Annotated in this window: 15 protein-coding genes; 6 read left to right on the top strand and 9 right to left on the bottom strand. The window is 55.1% G+C overall.

The features are described 5' to 3' along the window. Positions 1 to 25 precede the first annotated feature (25 nt). The 3 genes from B051_RS0102170 to rpoN form a co-directional block, all read right to left on the bottom strand. The gene (locus B051_RS0102170; protein ID WP_018476536.1) at positions 26 to 808 is read right to left on the bottom strand and encodes an enoyl-CoA hydratase-related protein; all 783 of its coding nucleotides are present in this window, start codon (positions 806 to 808) and stop codon (positions 26 to 28) included. 65 nt (positions 809 to 873) lie between these two features. Continuing rightward, positions 874 to 1,497, bottom strand: coding sequence for a hypothetical protein (locus tag B051_RS0102165; protein ID WP_071594841.1), 624 nt, complete (start codon positions 1,495 to 1,497; stop codon positions 874 to 876). A 118-nt stretch (positions 1,498 to 1,615) separates the two neighbouring features. Then, on the bottom strand, positions 1,616 to 3,064 hold the full coding sequence (gene rpoN, locus B051_RS0102160; RefSeq protein ID WP_018476534.1) for an RNA polymerase factor sigma-54: 1,449 nt from the start codon (positions 3,062 to 3,064) through the stop codon (positions 1,616 to 1,618). 285 nt (positions 3,065 to 3,349) lie between these two features. Between rpoN and asnS the strand changes: the two genes are divergently transcribed. Then, positions 3,350 to 4,789 carry an asparagine--tRNA ligase gene (gene asnS / locus B051_RS0102155; protein WP_018476533.1) on the top strand — a complete coding sequence of 480 codons (1,440 nt, stop codon included), beginning with the start codon at positions 3,350 to 3,352 and terminating at the stop codon, positions 4,787 to 4,789. A 176-nt stretch (positions 4,790 to 4,965) separates the two neighbouring features. Next, the gene (locus B051_RS0102150; protein ID WP_018476532.1) at positions 4,966 to 6,489 is read left to right on the top strand and encodes a hypothetical protein; all 1,524 of its coding nucleotides are present in this window, start codon (positions 4,966 to 4,968) and stop codon (positions 6,487 to 6,489) included. A 70-nt stretch (positions 6,490 to 6,559) separates the two neighbouring features. Here the strand turns inward: B051_RS0102150 and B051_RS0102145 are convergent, their stop codons facing one another. Next, entirely contained in the window at positions 6,560 to 7,069 is a 510-nt protein-coding gene (locus B051_RS0102145; protein WP_018476531.1) for a DUF4168 domain-containing protein, read from the bottom strand. A 286-nt stretch (positions 7,070 to 7,355) separates the two neighbouring features. Between B051_RS0102145 and B051_RS0102140 the strand changes: the two genes are divergently transcribed. Together B051_RS0102140 and B051_RS0102135 are read left to right on the top strand one after the other, a co-directional pair. Continuing rightward, positions 7,356 to 8,621: a porin family protein gene (locus B051_RS0102140; protein WP_051080630.1), complete on the top strand. Its 1,266-nt coding sequence runs from the start codon at positions 7,356 to 7,358 to the stop codon at positions 8,619 to 8,621. A gap of 172 nt (positions 8,622 to 8,793) precedes the next feature. Further along, a complete protein-coding gene (locus tag B051_RS0102135; protein WP_018476529.1) occupies positions 8,794 to 10,062 on the top strand; it encodes an outer membrane beta-barrel protein in 1,269 nt (422 codons plus the stop codon). A gap of 141 nt (positions 10,063 to 10,203) precedes the next feature. Here the strand turns inward: B051_RS0102135 and B051_RS0102130 are convergent, their stop codons facing one another. From B051_RS0102130 to B051_RS0102120, 3 genes are all read right to left on the bottom strand, one after another. Further along, on the bottom strand, positions 10,204 to 11,589 hold the full coding sequence (locus tag B051_RS0102130; protein ID WP_018476528.1) for an FAD-dependent oxidoreductase: 1,386 nt from the start codon (positions 11,587 to 11,589) through the stop codon (positions 10,204 to 10,206). Positions 11,590 to 11,668: 79 nt separating this feature from the next. Beyond that, positions 11,669 to 12,277: an alpha-ketoglutarate-dependent dioxygenase AlkB family protein gene (locus B051_RS0102125; protein WP_018476527.1), complete on the bottom strand. Its 609-nt coding sequence runs from the start codon at positions 12,275 to 12,277 to the stop codon at positions 11,669 to 11,671. A gap of 117 nt (positions 12,278 to 12,394) precedes the next feature. Beyond that, entirely contained in the window at positions 12,395 to 13,669 is a 1,275-nt protein-coding gene (locus B051_RS0102120; protein ID WP_026236135.1) for a cation:proton antiporter, read from the bottom strand. Positions 13,670 to 13,823: 154 nt separating this feature from the next. Between B051_RS0102120 and B051_RS0102115 the strand changes: the two genes are divergently transcribed. After that, positions 13,824 to 15,236: an alanine/glycine:cation symporter family protein gene (locus B051_RS0102115; protein WP_018476525.1), complete on the top strand. Its 1,413-nt coding sequence runs from the start codon at positions 13,824 to 13,826 to the stop codon at positions 15,234 to 15,236. A gap of 192 nt (positions 15,237 to 15,428) precedes the next feature. Continuing rightward, a complete protein-coding gene (locus B051_RS0102110; RefSeq protein ID WP_026236134.1) occupies positions 15,429 to 16,481 on the top strand; it encodes a CNNM domain-containing protein in 1,053 nt (350 codons plus the stop codon). Between the two features lie 25 nt (positions 16,482 to 16,506). Here B051_RS0102110 and B051_RS0102105 read toward each other — a convergent pair whose 3' ends face one another. Further along, the gene (locus tag B051_RS0102105; protein ID WP_018476523.1) at positions 16,507 to 17,445 is read right to left on the bottom strand and encodes a mechanosensitive ion channel family protein; all 939 of its coding nucleotides are present in this window, start codon (positions 17,443 to 17,445) and stop codon (positions 16,507 to 16,509) included. A 67-nt stretch (positions 17,446 to 17,512) separates the two neighbouring features. Further along, positions 17,513 to 19,762, bottom strand: a complete 2,250-nt coding sequence (locus B051_RS0102100; protein ID WP_018476522.1) for a cation:proton antiporter — start codon at positions 19,760 to 19,762, stop codon at positions 17,513 to 17,515. Positions 19,763 to 19,861 lie beyond the last annotated feature (99 nt).

The following is a 19,861-nucleotide window of genomic DNA, read 5'->3' as shown; positions in this document are numbered from 1 at the left end:
GGCTTCTGTTGCTATACCTGTATACCTACGCGCCTTTGAACTGCGGCTTTCGCTTCTCGTTGAAGGCCGTTACGCCTTCTTTGTAGTCTTCGGAGTTACCCGCAATTTTCTGGCAGTAGGCTTCGTAGTCCAGCATCTCGTCCAGGGTGGAGCTGAACGACTTGTTGAGCATCTTCTTCATCAGGCCAATGGCTTTGGTCGGGGCTGTGGCATAGCGCGCTGCCAACTCGGCCACGGCTGCATCCAGCTCCTCAGGCGCCACCACACGGTTTACTATGCCAAGCTGCAAGGCCTCTTCAGCGCTCATCTTGGAACCCAGTGTGCTCAATTCAAACGCCTTCAGGGAGCCTACTACACGCGGCAAAAAGAAAGAAGAACCGGAATCGAGCACCAGTCCCACGTTCACGAACACCTCAATCATGCTAGCCGCCGTGGAGGCCACCACCAAGTCGCATGCCAATGCCAACGAGCAGCCGGCACCAGCCGCCACGCCATTCAGTTTGCAGATAATGGGCTTGGGCAGGTTGCGCATGGCCCGTATGATGGGGTTGTACCGCTTCTCCAGCGACTCCGACAGGTCACGCTTGTCGGCGTTGGCGATGGCTTTCAGGTCCTGTCCAGAGCAGAAGGCCTTACCCGCACCAGTCAGCACCACCACGCGCACGCTGTCATCGCGGGTCACCTGCTTCAGGGCGTCCTGCAGGTCGTAGCTCTGCTGGTCGTTGAAGGCGTTGAAAACATCGGGTCTATTCAAAGTGATGGTCGCGATGCCATCCTGTACGTCATATAGCAGGCAATCGTAGTTCATAGTCTGTCGTTACGTTTTGTGTATAGCCAAAGGTAGAGATTAATAGGTCTACGTGCAAAAGCCAGCTATAGCAGTGCAATGCCGCCTGCCGTGAGCACCAGCAACAGGCCGGTGCCAAAGCCGGCGTATACCTGCGCCGGTGTGTGGGCATGCAGCGCCAGCCGTGCCGACAACACCGCCCCTGACACCACAATGGCCACCAGGATGATAGCGAGCAGATGCGCATCGGGCTGCAGCCTGTTCAGCAGGAGCAATATACCAAAGGCTCCGCCCAGCCCGATGCCGTGCGCGCTTATTTTCCAGAAGAAGGAGATGAGCCAAGCCAGGAAGACGGAAGCCGCAATAGCCCCCATCACGAAGTAGAACATCATATCAAAGACAGGCTCCTGGTGCAGCAGGTATGCTGTTACGGCATAGCACACGCCTGTGAAGAGTAGCGGCGTGCCCCGCTGTTCGCGTCGGCTGATCTCATAGGAGTCAATGAACCCCGTGCGGAACATGACGAAGGCGCCCAGACCAGGTATGATGAACGTAGTGAAGAAAATCATGCTCAGCACAATCCAGCGGCTCTGGAGCGGCAGCGAAATGGCGGCTGCCGGCAGCAGGTATAGGATGATGGAAAAGAGGTATGTCGGCATCAGCAGCGGGTGAAACACGACTGATAAGAGCCTGGCAAGTGAGCGGTTCACTTTTTTGAGTTATGAATTAGGAATCAAGAATGATGAACAGGAGTTATGTAGCTGTACGCCGGAGTTAATACGTTGCAGAGAATCTATAATCCATAATTCAGCATTCATAATTAAGAAGCTACAGCTCCTTGCGGAGGCGGGCAACAGGTATGTTGAGCTGCTCGCGGTACTTGGCCACGGTGCGGCGGGCGATGTTATAGCCTTTCTCGTTGAGCATCTTCTCAATCTTCTCGTCGGACAGTGGCTTGCGCTTGCTTTCTTTGTCGATGATTTCCTTCAGAATGTGCTTCACCTCGCGGCTGCTGGCGTCCTCGCCGGAGTCGGTGGCTATACCTTCAGAGAAGAAGTATTTGAGCGGGTAGATACCGAACTCCGTCTGCACGGCTTTGCTGTTGGCCACGCGGCTCACGGTACTGATGTCCATGCCGATGTCCTCAGCGATGTCCTTCAGAATCATGGGTCGCAGCTTGCTTTCGTCGCCTTCCAGGAAGAACTCGTGTTGATACTTGATGATGGACTCCATGGTGCGCAGCAGCGTGTTCTGGCGCTGGCGTATAGCATCGATGAACCACTTGGCCGCGTCCAGTTTCTGCTTCACAAAGGCCACGGTCTCCTTCAGCTTCTTGTCCTTCTTGTCCGACTTGTCGTAGGCGTCGAACATATCGGCGTAGGAGCGGCTGATGCGCAGGTCAGGGGCGTTGCGGGCGTTGAGCGAGAGCTGCAGCTGCCCGTTCTCATTGGTCAGGATGAAATCCGGGATGATGTACTGCACGCGCGTCATGCCGGCGCCAGCGCCACCCGGCTTTGGGTTGAGCTTGATGATGAGGTCAATTGCTTTCTTCAGCTCCTCTTCCGTCACCCCAAACCGGGACTGTATCTTCTGGTAGTGTTTCTTGGTGAACTCCTCAAAGCTGTCCCGGATGATGCGCTCGGCCAGCACGGTGGTGGCGTCCTGCTCGCGGCGCTCCAGCTGCAGCAGCAGGCACTCGGGCAAATCACGGGCGGCTATACCTGCCGGGTCGAAGGTCTGAATCATGTGCAGCACCTGCTCTATCTCCTCCTCCGACGTTTCGATGTTCTGCGAGAAGGCCAGGTCGTTGGCGATGGAGCTCAGCTCGCGGCGGATGTAGCCGTCGTTGTCGATGCTGCCAATCAGCTGCATGCCGATGTTGTACTGCTTGTCGTCGAGGTCCAGGAAGCCAAGCTGGTCCAGCAGGTTGTCGGTCAGGGAGGTGGTCACGGCGATGGGCATTTCGCGGTCATCGTCGTCATCGCCGCCACGGTCGCCCTGCATCTTGTAGCCGCTTATCTCGTCGTCGTTCAGGTAGTCGTTGATGTCGATGTCGTCCTTGCCGTAGTCCTCCTCGCCTTCGTAGTCATCGCCCTCGGTGTCGCTGTACTCGGTATCCGCTTCTTCGCGGCCCTCTTCCAGCGCCGGGTTTACCTCCATCTCCTCTTTGATGCGCGCCTCCAGCTCCACGGTAGGTATCTGCAGCAGCTTGATGAATTGTATCTGCTGCGGCGATAACTTCTGGGATAAGAGTTGTCTTAAATCGAGTCGCTGCATAGTGGAAAAACGGATTTCAGTGCCTGTTCATGCACCTTCAAATTTAGGATAATTTTACTCGCATTTACAAAAAAGGTTAAAATATCGTTACTTTGGGGGGTTTTAGGGAAATTACGTCAGCAGGGCCTCTGGCAGTGGCTGTGCCTCCGGTACGGCGCTTTGGGTTAGCCCGTTATCCTGCCCGCACCCGCTGTGTTATGCCGGCCGCGGCCGCCTGCCACCGCACCCGGAGACGCACACCCTAACACTTATAATGATTCTGACATACACGCTATACGATACAACATGCAACGCACGAAAGTAAAAGAACTGCTGACTGGTGCCTTGGAAGGCAAAGAGGTATTATTGAAGGGCTGGGTACGCACCAAGCGCGGCAACAAGTTTGTGAACTTCATCGCCGTGAATGACGGCTCCACCCTGCAGAGCCTGCAGGTGGTGGCCGACGCGGAGAAGTTCGGCGATGAGGCGTTGAAAGACGTGACGACGGGCGCGGCTGTGTCTATCACCGGGCAACTGGTGGCCTCGCAGGGCAAAGGACAGGCCTTTGAGGTGGTAGCCAACACAATAGAAGTGGTAGGCAAAGCAGACCCGGAAACCTACCCGTTGCAGAAGAAGGCACACTCACTAGAGTTCCTGCGCGAGATTGCCCACCTGCGCTTCCGCACCAACACCTTCGGAGCGGTGTTCCGCGTGCGCAACACGCTGGCCTTTGCCGTGCACAGGTTCTTCAACGAGAAAGGCTTCGTGTACATGCACACGCCCATCATCACGGCCTCTGACGCCGAGGGCGCCGGCGAGATGTTCCATGTCACCAACTTTGACCTGGACAACATTCCGCGCAACGAGGAGGGTAAAATCAATTACGAAGAGGACTTCTTCGGTAAGGCGACCAACCTGACGGTGTCCGGTCAGCTGGAAGGCGAGCTGGCGGCCATGGCTTTCAGCGACATCTATACCTTCGGGCCGACCTTCCGGGCCGAGAATTCCAACACCGCCCGCCACCTGGCGGAGTTCTGGATGATTGAGCCGGAGATGGCTTTCTACGACCTCAAAATGAACGCCGACCTGGCTGAGGAGTTCATCAAGTACATCATCCGCTACGCGCTGGAGCACAACCGCGAAGACATTGAGTTCCTGGGCCAGCGCCTGGTAGAGGAAGACAAAGCCAAGCCGCAGAACGAGCGCCAGGAAATGACGCTGCTCGAGAAACTGGAATTCGTGGTGAACAACGATTTTGAGCGCGTGACCTATACCGAGGCGGTTGACATCCTGATGAATTCTCCTGCCTACAAGAAAAAGAAATTCCAGTACGACGTGTCGTGGGGCATCGACCTGCAGAGCGAGCACGAGCGTTACCTGGTGGAGAAGCATTTCAAAAAGCCGGTCATTGTAACGGATTATCCAAAAGACATCAAGGCCTTCTACATGCGCCTAAACGACGACGGCAAGACCGTAGCCGCCATGGACATCCTGGCGCCTGGTATAGGCGAGATTGTGGGTGGTTCGCAGCGCGAGGAGCGCATTGACCTGCTGGTGGAGCGCATGAAGGGCGTGGGTATTGAGGAGGAGGACCTGTGGTGGTACCTGGATACTCGCCGCTTCGGGGGATGTCCGCACGCCGGCTTCGGCCTGGGCTTCGAGCGCATGGTGCAGTTCGTGACGGGCATGGGCAACATCCGCGACGTCATCCCGTTCCCACGCACACCTGGCAACGCAGAATTCTAACACAGGCTATACCTGTGACCAGAGAAGCCCGGCTATACCTTAGCCGGGCTTTTTTTATTGCCTATACCTGCCGCCGTCCCCCATTGTATCCTCTGCTTTTTCTCCGCTTACACAACGCACTTTGGCTAGAAATTTGCTATATTCATCTAGACTAAATCCTTTTAATTTAAGCCATTATGCGAAAGTTAATCCTAGCCCTGCTCCTGTTGGGCTTAGCGGCCCCCGAGGTACGCGCGCAGCAGGAGTTCGCAAACCTGGAGATACCGTTGCGCCGCGCCGAGGACCTGGTGTCGGTGGCGGATGGTGACGGCAACGTTTGCCTCTACTTCTTCCAGGGCGGCAAGCTATACTTCAATCTCATCAATCCATCGGGCCAATTGGTGGCGGCACAGGAAATCCCTTACCGCTGGAACCAGCAACCCCAGATTCTGGGTACCCGCGTGACCGAGACGGAGTTTATCTTCTACAGCCGCTTCATGAACGGGAACAAGGACTTTGTGCGTCCTTTTGCCGTGAACCGCTACTCGGGCGCTTTCAGAAGCATGCCCGATGCCCCTATCAAGAAAGACAGGGGAGAGACCTTTGTGGGTTCCTTTGCCGATGCAGGCCACTTCTACATGATTTTCACGGACAAGAAGGACAACCTACACCTGTACCGGGAGTTGGACGAGACGTACTACGAGAAGAAGTCCTTCTCCACAGCCGACATGCCGCGCACCCGCCGTCGCGGAGAGCGTCAGAACGAGCTGATATTCGTGCACCCGGATTTGGAGCGTACCGTATTTGCTGGCCATCACCGCAGCAAAATCTATACGCAGGGCGACAAAATCCACCTGGTGTTTGATGGGTTCTACCTGAGAGGACAGGGCAAGAAGACTACCACCGAGATTCTGACGCTCGATTGGCCTTCAGGCCAGACCACCTACCGCACGCTGCCGGCGCTGGACTTGAAGAGCGAACCGCATTTCAACTCTTTCCTGCACCAGGACAAGCTGTTCCGGGTGCAGTTGCAGAAAGACCAGTTCAACCTGACGGCTTTCGATTTCAGCACGCTGCAGCCCATCAAGGAGTACAACTATACCGGCGACCAGGAAATTGCCATTAAATCGACGCCGGTGCACCAGCGCGGGGCGAGCACGCTTTTCTCCTCAGGCAACAACGTGATAGAGAAAACATCCAAGGTGATGCGCAACCTGTCAAGTGGCATGCCGGCCATCACGGTGGATGCCTTCGGGGACAGCACCCTGCAACTGACTATTGGCTCTTACCAACCGCCGAGCACGCGCAGCAGCCCAGACCCGACGCGCCTGGTGCGCACGCCGGACCGTTACATCCAGACCTCTCGTGGCTTGTTCCTGATGCCGGGCCGTTGGGTGCCTGCCTATACCTTACCGTATAGCCACAGCATGTTCCCGTACAACAACTATTACTACGACCCTTATTTCAACAGACAGGGCATGCCGACGGGACCAGGTATAAGCACCTACTTCCGGACGGTGTTGGACAGCGAAACGCTCGATAAAGCCGCCTCCGATAGCACCGCCACCACGGTGCAGGACAAGATAGAGGCCTATGAAGAGGAGCTCAAGCAGACGCCTGACTTCAAGACCTTATACAGGTATGGCACCGACAAGCTGCACTACGGCTATTTCGACAGGCGCACCAAAACCTTCAAGATACTGGAGTTCACACAAAAATAACCCCATAGCACATAAAAAAGGCCCTGTCGCATATGCGGCAGGGCCTTTTCGTTATTAAAGGTTTGGTCGCTTACAGGCCCATCATTTTCTGCACCTTGGCCTGAACGGCCGGGTCCTGCTGGTAGGCCAGCATGATTTGCTCGTATCGTTCCATGGTCATACCATCTTTCTGGATGGCCTGCTGCATGTTCTTCTCAATGTCGGGCTGCAGCTGCATCATGCGCTGCACGGCCTTGTTGAAGGCGGCCTTCTCCTCTGCGGTTCCTTCGGCCTCGGCCAGCTTCTGCTGCTGGTGCGCCTGCGCCAGCGTGTTGAACTTGTCAATGCTCAGCTTTTCTTCTTCCAGAATGACCATCATGACCTTTTCGTTCTCCTTCTGCAGGTCCATCAGGCGTGTGCTGGCGTCTACAAATAGCCTCAGGTCAGCATCTGATATGTTCTGGCCCTGCTGCTGCGTTGCCGGAGGCGTCGCTTTTTGCGACGGGTTTGTTTGCTGTGCGAAAGCAGTGCCGGAGAAAGAAAAAAGACCTACAATAAGCCCTGCCATGGCAGTGGCTTTCAGTTTATTGATGATTTCCATAAAATTCAAAAGGGGGGTTAAAGATTAGAGATGAATCAGGTGAAAATTGGACTTGTAAATCCATTTGCCACATAAGCTATACCACATTTCAGGCGAAATAGTTATGCCGCAGCATGTAAACGGTGCAATTTCCGGGTGCAGGAGAACAACAAACATGCCACTATACCTTGGGCTGAAAGCCAATCTTTAGCCACCCGCCTGCGCCTCCCAAAGTAGGAATGTAAGATTGTGGCAGATTCTACACAAATAAAAAGATTTTACTATATTTAAACGGTAATATGCCTATATGAAGACTCTCTACAAACTTATCCCGTTTTGTTTACTCGCGTTGCTGTCCCTGCAGGTTGCGGCACAGTCAGATTACAGACCCGGCTATGTGGTCATGCCACAAGGTGACACGCTTCGGGGAGAGGTGACTTTCCGGAGCAGCAGCCAAGCCGTCAACTCCGTTGGCTTTAAAAAGGAGGGTCAGGGAAACCCAGTTACCTATACCTCCAACGACATAGCCGGCTACGGCTTCCCGGGAGACAAGAATTTCAGGACCCGTGTGCTGCACCATGCCGACACCTTGGCAGCGGAGTACGTGTTCATGGAGGAACTGGTGCGCGGCAGCATCAGCCTATACCTGTACAATGGTGTTTTCTTTGTGGAGAAGCAGAGCAACCCAGACAAGCTGCACAAGCTGTACATCACGCATGAGGAGTACACCAACAATGCCGGCGCGCTAGCCAAGCGGCAGGTAAACCACCATGTACAGGTACTGAATACTATGACCCAGGACTGCTACGAGGTCTTCAGCAAGGTGGAGCGCGTGAAACTGGCCCAGCGGAACCTCGTGGAACTGGTAAAGGAATACAACAACTGCGCAAGCGATGGCAACCAGACCGTGTTCAAGGAGTCAAAGAAGTGGCTCTCCCTCAAGCCGGGGTTCGTGGGCGCGTTTAGCCATACCACACTTAACTTTTCTGCCAAGGACGAAACATACCTGCACCTGGAGCACGCCGATTTCGACGCCAACACCCACCCTTCTTTCGGTCTGGCGCTGCTAGTGAACTCGCCCAGGGTGAACGAGAACCTCTCGCTGCTGCTGGAGGGCCGTTACTTCCAAAACAACTTCCAGACCGAGTCCAGCTATACCTGGTTCGGCACCTATTACGACAATGAAATAGAGTTTGACATGGCGGCCATCAAGGCCACGGCAGCGTTACGCTACGACTTTGCAGGCCGGCGCTTCCAGCCCTTTGTGAATGCAGGCGGCTTCCTCAACCTCTTCCAGCAGCGCGACTACAAGCACCGCCAGTACGTGCGCAGCACCAGCACCAGCACGCCGGAGGAGCGCATCAAGGACAACCCCGATTTCGTGAACAGCTACCAGCAGGGCCTGATGGCCGGCGCCGGCACGTACTTCAACGTCAAGAAGAGCAAGCTGTCGCTGGAGGCCCGCTACGAAATGGGGTTGGATGTGCATTCCCACAAGGCGATAAACAGAATCAACAATGCCCTGGATTCCGACACCAGAACCCTCTCCTTGTTGTTCGGGCTTTACTTCTAAGGCTTACCTCTCCAATCTCGCTGAACTTGAAACAAGGCTTTTGAATAAGCCAAAGGCCTTACCTGCCAGGAAGCCATACCTTATCCGGCAGGTATGCCCGAAGAAAGGCCTATCCATAACACATGCTATACAATCTATTCCCCATATTTAAATCAATACCCATACATTACTCATGAAACAAACTTTACTCGCTGCTTCGCTTGTTCTGAGCGCCCTGTTTTTAGCTCTTGATTCCTCTGCACAGGCATTTCGTCCGGGCTTTGTGGTGCGGACCGAAGGTGATACCCTGCATGGCTTTGTCAAGTACCGAGAGGGGCAAAGCAAGCACAGTAGCTGTCTTTTCAAGACCGACAATGAGGCAGACGCAATGGAATACTCAGCCAATGCAATTGCGGCGTATGGCATTGCAGGAGATGCCCCCTATGTGAGCAGAGAAGTACGAGATACCACAGGTGCTGCAGAGAAAAAATTCGTTGAGTCGCTCGTTCTGGGGAGACTCAGCCTGTACCAACACCTGCGCGCCCTGTATCTGCAAAAAGATGGAGGCGAGCTGAAGCTCCTGCAGATAACAACAGACGACACAGGCGTGCCGAGCTCAACAGGCGACATCAAAACTGTGACGACCTCCACCCAGCACCTCATTTTGATGAACTCTTTGACGTATGACTGCCCTGTTCCGGAGCAGTTGATGCTCAAGCTGCAGAAGAAGCTGAACGCTCCTGATGTTATTGCTGTGGTGAGGGCTTACAATAACTGCGCTGAACCCGAAAATAATGTCACATTCAAAGAAGACAAACCGTGGTTGTCGATTGGAAAAGGAATCACCATTGGGGTCAGCTCAACCTCCCTGAAGTTCATGCACACGCCTGAACTAAGCGCTGCTTCCTTCACCTCTTCCCAAAACCTTGTGGTAGGCGCCCTTTTCAATTTCTCATCTCCTAAAAAGAGCGAGAGGCTCTCGGTACAGTTTGAGCCCTTGTTCAGCACAGAGAAACATACAGGACATGCCGTGAAGGAGAACTTTTCGTACACCAGAACCAGCAGTCATACCGTAGAGGTAAAGCGTCTGTTGCTACCCATCCTGGTGCAGTACAACATGTTTACGACAAAGACCCTGAGCCCTTACTTCGGTGCAGGTCTATCCAGCGGCTATGGACTGAGCAGTAGCATTGTGAGCGAACACGAGATAAAATACACCTCAAAAGATTTACAGAGAACTGAAACTTCGAAAAGCGAGATTGGCCACAAAGTATATTTTTCCCCGACTGCAGCCGTAGGCACCAAAATCAGAATCAGCCAGCGACAGGAAGCAATGCTTCAGCTCAGGTATGAGCATGGGCGGTATATACAAGATGGGCCGAGCGTTTCTGGTGACCGCAATGGGTACCTAAGCGAGGACAACAAAGTTCTCTATCTAACGGCTTCCTACATAATCAAGTAGCATCAACATACCTGTAGACACTCCTTTGCTTGGTATGTGGTATACCAGGACAGGGACCGCTGACGTCAGATTATGGAAGCACGGTTTCCTTCACATGGTAGCGCTGCAAGTGGAGCAACAAGGGTTACAGCCCACAGGAGACTATACCTCCTGTGGGCTGTAGCTTTTTAGTTTCTCTTTGTGGATGAGCTGTTTCTCGAGTAGCTTCTGCACCTCCGGCTTGTCGTAGTCTTCCACAGACTGTATGTGTTTCATGACCTTCTTCATAATCTGGTCCTGCAGTCGTCCTGTTTCCAGAGCATAAGAATACGGAAAATCCGTGAAGGTCACCATGGAGTAGAGCGGAATCCACTTATCGGGGTACTGCTGGTTGATTCTAGCCTCTATCTTTTTGCGGAGCAGGAAGCGCGGGTCGGCTACTTTATCGCGCATCTCGATGAAGTTCATCACAGCCAGGTCCGCGATGGCGTCGGCATCCGGCTTGCGGCGGCGTTCAAAGCGCTTGAACAGCTGTTCCCAATCCCCATTAAAGCTCTCTAGCATCTGGTCCAACACGGTGATGTCCTCAAATCCGGCGTTCATGCCCTGCCCGTAGAACGGCACCACGGCATGGCAGGCATCGCCAATGAGCAGCGCCTTGTCCTGGTACGACCAGGGGAAGCATTTCACAGTGACCAGCGAACCGATAGGGTTGGAGAAGTAGTCCTGAGCCAAATCGGGCATCAGCGGCACCGCATCGGGGAAAGCCTGCAGAAAGAAGTTGAGCAGGTCGTCATCGGTCTGGATGCTCTCGAAGGAAAGTGGGCCTTCGTAAGGAAAAAACAGCGTACATGTGAAGCTGCCGTCCAGGTTGGGCAGGGCAATCATCATGTAGTTGCCGCGCGGCCAGATGTGCAGCGCGTGCTTCTCCAGCAGCCAGCCTCCGCCCTCGGCGGCAGGTATGGTCAGTTCTTTATAGCCATACTCCAGATAGCTTTGGGAATAGTTGTAGCGCTCGGTCTTCTGCATGGCGTTGCGCACCATCGAGAAGGCGCCATCGGCTCCGAACAGCAGCTCCGTGTGCAGCTCCTCCACCTGGTTGGTCTCGTGGTTGCGCAGGGTGGCCGTGCCCTCGCGCAGGTCCAGGTCCAGCAACTGCCGGTTGAAATGGTAGGTGATGTCCGGGTTGGGCTCCGAGATGTCCATCAGCGCCGCGTTCAGCCCCGCCCTGGATACTGAATAGATGGATTGTCCCTCTTTGCCGTAGGGCTGGAAGGTGAGGTTGCCCTGCTCGTCGTGCATCATGCGGCCGTGCATGGGTATGGCCACCTTGCGCACCTCCTCCTCTATGCCAATGCCACGCAGCGCCTTGAAACCGCGGTCGCTCAGGGCCAGGTTGATGGAACGCCCCCCGTCCAGCAGGACTTTCCGCATGTCGGGCCGCCGCTCATACAGGTCTACCTTGTGGCCGTGCTTGGCCAGGTATAGCGACAGCAGCGAGCCAACCAGTCCGGCTCCCATGATGGTGATGTTCTTTCTCTCGGTCATAGTTTGTCAGGGCAAGGCGCTTGTTGTTGTAAAGAAACGGTTTCCGGCCGGGAATGGCAACACCCGCCGGGCTATTCCTCTACGCTAAAATGGTACGGAAGGTCAGGTTGATGCGTGGTGCTATGGGGCGGCTCGTTTTGGGGAGCTGGTGCTGCCAGTGCTGTTGCGTGGCGCCTTGCATGAGCAGCAGGCTGCCGTGCCGCAGCGTGAGCTTCACGGGAGGCAGGTCTTTGCGCCTGCGGTGCCGGAAGGCAAAGCCGCGCTCACCTCCAAAACTGAGCGAGGCTATACCTGGGCCCAGCGATTTCTCATCATCCGAATGCCAGCCCATGCTGTCCTGCCCGTGGCGGTAGTAGTTCAGCAGCACGCTGTTATACCTATGGCCCGTCACCCGTTCCACCCGCTCCTTCAGTTCCAGCAGCACCGGCAGCCAGGGCTGGGGGGCGTTGTAGAGGCCGGAGTAGGTATAGCCTTTGTCGCCGTACCAGGCCGTGAGGCGCGGCAGCTGCTGCTGTTTGCCAAAAAGTCGGATAGACTCCTGCTGCCAGTCCACCTCCTGCGTCAGCCGCTCCAGGTATAGGTCGCTCTCCGCCGCTGTGAAAAGGTGTGGGGTATAATACACCTCGGCATCGGGCATGGGCATTTTCTCAGTTTCTGTCGGGGTGTTTTCCATCTCATCTGCCTTCATGGTTTTCTTCCTGCGCTCTTCTGTCTAACTTACCTAGTGTCCATACACTGCTGTTATATGCATGGAAAGGCTTTGATAAAGCTATCCTTAACGGATGAGTAAATTTATCAACTAATCCTACATCTCGTCTGGCACCTGGTTGGGCGCCAATGGCTCAATCCCTTCTTTTTCTCGCTCTACATCCAGCTTCCGCATGGCTCTGGAGGCCGTGATGCCATGCAAGATGATAGAGACCATCACCACGAAGCCCACCACAGACCAAAGCTCGTTCGCCTCCTTGAAATCGTGTTTATTGAGGGCAAACGATAGATAATAGAAGGAGCCAATCCCACGGATGCCAAAAAAGCAGATGGCAATCTTTTCCCGCATAGTAGACCGCGTTCCGATGAGGCTGGGCAAGGTAGTCAGCGGCCTGATGATGAACAAGAAGGCCAGACCTATCAAGGCACCCCGCCAGGAAAGGTGGTCCAGCAGGCCCGACACGATGCTTCCACCAAACAACATGAGCAGCATCACCATCACGATGCGCTCTATCTGGTTGATGAAGTCGTGCATCTCTGTGTGGTACTCGTCGTCCTGCTCGTAACTGCTCATGGTGAGGGCCGTCACAAACACGGCGATAAAACCGTAACCGTGTACAAATTCCGTAAGACCGTAAGACACAAGCGTGGCAGAAAGGGCTAGAAATCCCTCATTGGCTCTGGGGAAGTTCGAGATTTTAGGTAGCCTGAATATCAGGAAGGCCAGTGCCCACCCAATGGCGTAGCCCATCGCTATGCCCGCTATGGTACGGTATACCAGGTCACGTATGACCCACTCGGCAAACCAGTCCGGGTTGCTGCCCGCCGACACCGCCAGCATAACGGCCAGCCAGGTGAAGGGAAAAGCGGAACCGTCGTTCAGACCGGCCTCTGATGTGAGGGAAAACCGAACCACATCCTCCTCTTCGTCATCCGGTGGGCCGACCTGCACCTGTTCCGCCAGCACAGGGTCTGTGGGCGCCAGCACGGCCCCGAGCAGGATGGCCGCGGCCACGGAGAACCCCAGCACGCTCCAGCTCAGCAAGGCCAGTGCCCCAATGCTCAGCAGCATGGTGATGCTGACCAGCCTGAGCGGTATGCGCCAAAGCTTCAGTCCGAACTTTCGCCTGATTTTGAGCCCTGTGCCCATCAGCGATATGATGACACTCAGCTCAGTAAGGTGCACCGCATATCCTTCTCCCCGTATTGGATTTGGAGAAGGCAAGTCGAAGGGCACCCAGTACACAAACATGCCCACCAGCAGGAACAGGATGGGATAAGACAGAAACGTCCTTTCGACGAGCCGTGGAATCCAGGCCATGGAAAGGGCCGCCACTCCTACGACTGTTACAGCTATTATATACTTATCCATCCTGAATTTATATATTTCTAAGCCAAATTTGGCTTTTTAACAACTATTGAGTAACCTCACACTTTTCGGTGATGTGCCAGGACAGTAGGCATACAGATGGGTATACCCCTTTGTTGCGTCTGTAGGTGGCATACCTTTACTAAACAGCAAGAATTTGGATAAGTTAGAGCAGTTTTTTGTCGCCTTCAGCGACGCCGCCTGGGGAATGCCCTTGCTGGTGCTGCTGATGGGCGGTGGATTTTATTTCATGTTGTACTCCGGGTTTCTGCCCTTCCGGTACCTGCGCCACGCCATCGATGTGCTGCGGGGCAAGTACGACGACCCGAACGACCCGGGCGACATCAACCATTTCGAGGCGCTGTCGGCAGCGCTGGCGGCCACGGTAGGCATGGGCAACATCAGTGGCGTGGCCGTGGCTATCGCCATCGGGGGTCCGGGCGTGTTGTTCTGGATGTGGGTGAGCGCCTTTGTAGGTATGGCCACCAAGTTCTTCACGTGTACGCTATCGGTTATGTACCGCGGCCACGACAGCGTAGGCCACCTAGAGGGCGGACCGATGTATGTGATTGAAACCGGCCTCGGTAAAAAATGGAAACCGCTGGCGGTACTTTTCGCCATAGCTGGTCTTTTCGGTACGCTGCCTATTTTCCAGGCCAACCAACTCACGCAAGTGATACGGGAGGTGGTGCTGGAACCCAACGGCTTTAGCTCAGGCGATGTATTTTACACTAACCTGACTATCGGGCTGGGACTCGTATTTGTCACTTCGCTTGTTATTTTCGGAGGTATACAGCGCATCGGCCATGTGGCGGGCAAGATGGTGCCGGGCATGGTGGTGCTCTACATGCTGGCGGTGTTCTACATCATGTTCGTTAACTACACAGGTATACCGGATGCCTTCGCGCTCATTTTCACCGATGCCTTCACGGCGCAATCCATGCTGGGTGGTGCGGTAGGTGCCATCATCATAGCCGGTGCCCGGCGGGCTGCTTTTTCGAACGAGGCAGGTATAGGCACGGCCTCTATGATGCACGGCGCCGCCAAAACCGACGAGCCCATCCGCGAAGGCCTGGTAGCCATGCTGGGGCCGTTCATCGATACGATTGTGGTCTGCACCCTCACGGGACTTGCCATCATCCTGACAGGCACCTGGCAGACGTCTGGGGCCAACGGTGTGACCATGACGGCTACGGCCTTCAACAACGCCATGCCCGGAATAGGCAGCTATGTGCTGGTGCTGTGTGTGTTCATCTTCGCCTTCACCTCCCTGTTCTCTTACTCCTACTACGGCACCAAGTGCTTCAGCTACCTCTTCGGAGCCAGGTACAAGCACCTCTACAACTACTTCTATGTCGCTACCATCGTGTTCGGGGCTACGGCCACCATCACAGCGGTTATCGCCCTCATCGATGGCATGTATGCGATGATGGCCATACCTACCATGGTCTCGGCATTGCTGTTGTCGCCTAAGGTGAAGGCCGCCGCCAAGGATTACTTCAGCCGGATGAAGAAGTTCAGGGCTGAGGTGAGCGAAAGGGAAGCCGAAAAGCTCAAACCACAAAGCTGATAGCCACTCTGGGCTTGACATCTGCTTTGTGCCTGGCGCGGCTAGAGTAGCACTGGCAGTCGACAAAGTACGCGGCATTTCCACCAGATTACGGCCCGATTTCCTGCTTCAACCCAATCTTTCTTTTACCTTTGGTTATCCGGGTAAGCGACACGTACTGCTTTTATACCTGAACAGACCACTTTCAATGCCATGGGCTTACTTATCCTATACCTAGTTATCGCCTTAGTCATGTCCTTTCTGTGCTCCCTGCTGGAGGCCTCGCTGCTAAGTGTCACGCCTTCCCACGCCAACGTTATCAGCAAGGAGAAGCCGGCGCTCGGAAAGGACCTGCTGCACTTCAAAAACAACATTGACATGCCGCTGGCGGCCATTCTCACCCTCAACACCTTCGCCCACACTATTGGGGCTGCGGGCGTGGGGGCCCAGGCGCAAATCATCTGGGGCGAGAAGTACCTCACGCTGGTGTCCATCCTGCTGACCATCGTCATCCTGATTCTGACCGAAATCATCCCCAAGACGCTTGGGGCTAATTACTGGCGGCAGCTCACGCCCTTTACCGTGCAGACGCTCAAAATCATGATTTACTCGCCGCTATACCCTATTATCCTGTTTTCCCAGTTCATCACCAAGCGGCTGAAGCGCGACAAGGACAAGAGTGTGCTGAGCCGCGCCGACTTCACGGCCATGGCCGAGATGGGCATCAAGGAAGGCATTCTGCACCATGACGAATCCAGGGTAATCAACAACGTGCTGCGGTTCAACCTGATTCTCACGAGCCACATCATGACACCGCGTACCGTCATCAAGGCGGCCCCCGAGAAGCAGTACATCCGGGAGTTCTATGACAACACGACCAACATGCGCTTCTCCAGGATTCCTGTCTTTGACAACTCTATAGACCACATCTCGGGCTACGTGCTCAAAGACGAAGTGCTGCAACGGATTATCGAGGGCGAGGGAGGCATGTCGCTCTCAGAGATAAAGCGCCCCATCCATGTGGTGCACGAGAACACGCCTGTGCCGCAGCTGTTTACCCGCCTCATGGACAAGAAGGAGCACATCGCGCTGGTGGTGGACGAGCATGGCGGCACGGCGGGAATCGTGTCGATGGAGGATGTGATTGAGACGCTGCTCGGCCTGGAAATCACCGATGAGCTCGACGCCGTGGAGGACCTGCAGAAGTGGGCGCGGGAGAGGTGGAAGCGGCGTTCAGGCAAACTGGACAGCTTCGATACAGAATAATCCGCCTGCTAAACTGCCACGCCTGTTACGGGTGCCGGAACTGCCCGCTCTTCTCGGCCTCTTCGTTCACCTGACTCTCAGCGGTGCTGTAGAAACGGGTGGTAGGGTAGGCAAAACGCACATCCGGCGTAGCCAGAAATTCTGTTAGCACATCCTCCCATATCCTGTTTTCGCTCTCGCGGCGGCCGTTGAGGTTGCACAGGTAGCGTACCGTGAGCTGGATTCCGTTCTCCCGCACCTTGGTAAACACCTTTGGCCTAAAGCTCCTGTAGAAAATCAGGTGTTGCTGGGCCTCTATCCGCACGCGCTGCTCCTGCTCTTCGTTCAGCTTCTCGGAGTGGCGCGCGGCTATTTCCTGCAATATGGCCTTGGCCTTCTGCCAGTTGCTCTCAAAGGTCACCCGCACCTGCAGCTCGTGCCACAGAAACGGGAAACCATAGTTGTAGTTGATTTGCCCTTGCGTGAACACCTGGCTGTTGGGGATGTGCACCACGCGCCCGGTGGCCTGTTCTGAGTCAACCCACTCCCCTAGCTCGTTGAGGGTGAACTGAAAGAAGGCGATGTCAATCACGTCGCCGGTATACTGGCCTATCTTGATGCGGTCACCCACTTTGAAGGGGCGCTTCCAGATGAGGAAAACCCATCCCATCATGTTCAGGATGGGGTCGCGGAGCACCACAACCAAACCCACCGAGAAGATACCCAGGAACGTGGTGATGGACTTGAAACCATCGAACCAGATGTTGGCCAGGAAGATGATGCCCAGGCCTGTGACGATGTAGTTGGTGGTCTTCTTCCACTGGTAGAGTTTGCGGGAATCAGTCTGTTGGCGCGAAGCCAGCCGCAGCAGCACCCGGCTAAACACCCAGAGCGTCAGCAGGGCCACCAGCGACATGACGATGTTCTCCTGCGTTTCGGCCGACAGGTTCAGGGTCTCTTCAATCCAATGCTCAACTTTCTGCATGCAAATACAATTTATACAACAACAAGGGCGGTAGCAGCCTTAAACAAACGCATTTTGGAGGCTCGTGTTATACCTCGACTACTTTCTGTTTTGCGTCCTCCAGCTGCCTGATGCGCCAAGGGCTGCCCACAATCCAAACGATGTCCCCCTCCTCCAGCACCAACTCCGAGTCCGGGTTGAGGATGCGCTCGCCGTTCTTTTCTATACCTACAATCAGGCCTTTCGTTTTCTCCCGGACACCGGACTCACGCACGGTCTTGCGGTGGAGCGTGGAGCCTGCTGACACCACCAGCATCTGCAGGCTGATGTCTTCTTTTCCCCGGTCACTGTCGGCGGCTGTCTCCACCTCTGCCTCAATAAACGCTCGGAACGCATCCAGCTGTTCATCGGTCCCAAACACATAGATTCTGTCATTCGGGAACACCCGCTCGTTCCGGGTAGGCGCCATGATGGTATGGTCGCCGCGCTCAATCACGGCCACGTTCACGCCATACTTCTCCCGGATTTGCAGCTCCAGCATGCTTCTACCCACCACCACCGACTCAGGCGACACCTCAAAACTAGTGAGGTGCGCATCCCAAGGCACTAAGGTATGTGCCATACTGCTGGCTGCGTTAATTTCACGGTCGTTGAGGTTGGCCATGAACCGTTCCTCGATACGGATGTAGAAGTTCTGGATTTTCTTGGAGAAGACGACAATCATGCCAATGATGAACAGGCCCACGATGATGGCCACCTGCTCCGACAGCACCTGGTTGAGCAGGAAGCCGATGAACAGGATGGCTATACCTATCCGGACGAACTCCAGCACGATAATCAGGCTGCGGTAGTTTCTGTTGGCCCAGATGCGCCCCTGCGCCTCCTTCTGCGGATGGTATACGGCCAGGGCCCACAGGAAGGGCGTCATCAGCACCAGGGTGATGGCCACCGTCACCATACTGGCCCATATGCCACCCACCACGTTTTCCGTGATGAAGGGGCTGATATACCTGCCAGCCAGCAGCACCAGGGCAATCAGGATGACGGAGGAGATGACCAGGTTGATGAAGTAGGAGCGCAGCACCAGTTTCCAGTCGCTGGTGGTGTTGATGGTCTGGGCGCCCGAGCTATATTCATTCAGGGAGCTTTGCCACCTGGCCGGCAGCACACGCTCCACCGACTTGTACAGCGGCTCGGCCAGCTTGATCATGTAGGGCGTGGTGAAGGTCGTAATCGCCGACACGGCCACAGCCACAGGGTATAGGAAATCGCTGGTCACCTTCAGGGTAACGCCCAGCGTGGCGATGATGAAGGAGAACTCGCCTATCTGCGACACGCTCATGCCCGACTGGATGGAGGTCTTCAGCCCCTGCCCTGCCACCAGACCTCCGCCTGTTATGCTCAACATCTTGCCGACAATGGTCACCACCGTGATGAGCGCGATGGGGCCCGCATATTCCACAATCATGGCTGGGTTAATCAGTATACCCACTGACACGAAGAAAATGGCTCCGAACAAATCTTTCACCGAGGTCACCAGGTGTTCAATCTTCTCTGCCTTGGTTGTCTCGGCCAGTATGGAGCCCATGATGAAGGCACCTAGCGCCGGCGAGAAGCCTACCTGAGCCGCCAGTATCACCATCAGGAAGCACAGGGCGATGGAGACCACCAACAGGGTCTCGTCGTTCATGAGCTTGCTGGCCTTGCGCAGAAAGGTGGGAATCAGGAAGATGCCCGCCAGGAACCACACCGCCAGGAAGAAGCCCAGCTTGAGCACAGCCGACAGCATTTCGGTGCCGGCGAACTGCTGGCTCACCGCCAGCGTCGAGAGCAGCACCAGCAGCAGGATGGCAACCAGGTCCTCCACTATCAGCACCCCGAACACCAGTCCTGCGAACCGCTGCGACTTCACGCCCAATTCGTCAAAGGCCCTTATGATGATGGTGGTGGAAGAGATGGACAGGATGCCGCCCAGAAACACGCTGTCCATAGTGGACCAGCCCAGAATCTTGCCCGTCAGGTAGCCCAGCAGGAGCATGACGACCACCTCCATACCCGCCATGATGGACGAAGCACCGCCCACCTTCACCAGCTTTTTGAAACTGAACTCCAATCCCAGACTGAACAGCAGGAAAATCACCCCTATCTCGGCCCAGATGGTGATGTTGTCCATCTCCACGATGGTCGGGAAGAGGTTGAAATGCGGACCTACCATCAATCCCGCAATGATATAGCCCAGCACCAGCGGCTGTTTCAGTTTCTTGAAGAGCAAGGTCATGATGCCTGCGGCCCCAAGTATAAGCCCCAAATCAGTTACCAGGTGGGGAAGGTGTGTCATATGGTTTTATTTATGCTGAAGAACAGTTGAAATTCCTTTAACTGCCCTGTGGAGAACTTTACAAGATACAATAAAAACACTGTTGTAACGCAACGGATT

This window comes from Pontibacter roseus DSM 17521 (assembly GCF_000373265.1).
GTDB lineage: Bacteria > Bacteroidota > Bacteroidia > Cytophagales > Hymenobacteraceae > Pontibacter > Pontibacter roseus.
This window is presented reverse-complemented; position numbering and strand designations above follow the sequence as displayed.

Coding starts and splice junctions, on each gene's coding strand:
- B051_RS0102100 (WP_018476522.1), bottom strand. CDS start 19,762: ATGACACACCTTCCCCACCTGGTAACTGATTTGGGGCTTATACTTGGG.
- rpoN (WP_018476534.1), bottom strand. CDS start 3,064: ATGCAGCGACTCGATTTAAGACAACTCTTATCCCAGAAGTTATCGCCG.
- B051_RS0102135 (WP_018476529.1), top strand. CDS start 8,794: ATGAAACAAACTTTACTCGCTGCTTCGCTTGTTCTGAGCGCCCTGTTT.
- B051_RS0102170 (WP_018476536.1), bottom strand. CDS start 808: ATGAACTACGATTGCCTGCTATATGACGTACAGGATGGCATCGCGACC.
- B051_RS0102150 (WP_018476532.1), top strand. CDS start 4,966: ATGCGAAAGTTAATCCTAGCCCTGCTCCTGTTGGGCTTAGCGGCCCCC.
- B051_RS0102105 (WP_018476523.1), bottom strand. CDS start 17,445: ATGCAGAAAGTTGAGCATTGGATTGAAGAGACCCTGAACCTGTCGGCC.
- B051_RS0102110 (WP_026236134.1), top strand. CDS start 15,429: ATGGGCTTACTTATCCTATACCTAGTTATCGCCTTAGTCATGTCCTTT.
- B051_RS0102120 (WP_026236135.1), bottom strand. CDS start 13,669: ATGGATAAGTATATAATAGCTGTAACAGTCGTAGGAGTGGCGGCCCTT.
- B051_RS0102140 (WP_051080630.1), top strand. CDS start 7,356: ATGAAGACTCTCTACAAACTTATCCCGTTTTGTTTACTCGCGTTGCTG.
- B051_RS0102145 (WP_018476531.1), bottom strand. CDS start 7,069: ATGGAAATCATCAATAAACTGAAAGCCACTGCCATGGCAGGGCTTATT.
- B051_RS0102130 (WP_018476528.1), bottom strand. CDS start 11,589: ATGACCGAGAGAAAGAACATCACCATCATGGGAGCCGGACTGGTTGGC.
- B051_RS0102125 (WP_018476527.1), bottom strand. CDS start 12,277: ATGAAGGCAGATGAGATGGAAAACACCCCGACAGAAACTGAGAAAATG.
- asnS (WP_018476533.1), top strand. CDS start 3,350: ATGCAACGCACGAAAGTAAAAGAACTGCTGACTGGTGCCTTGGAAGGC.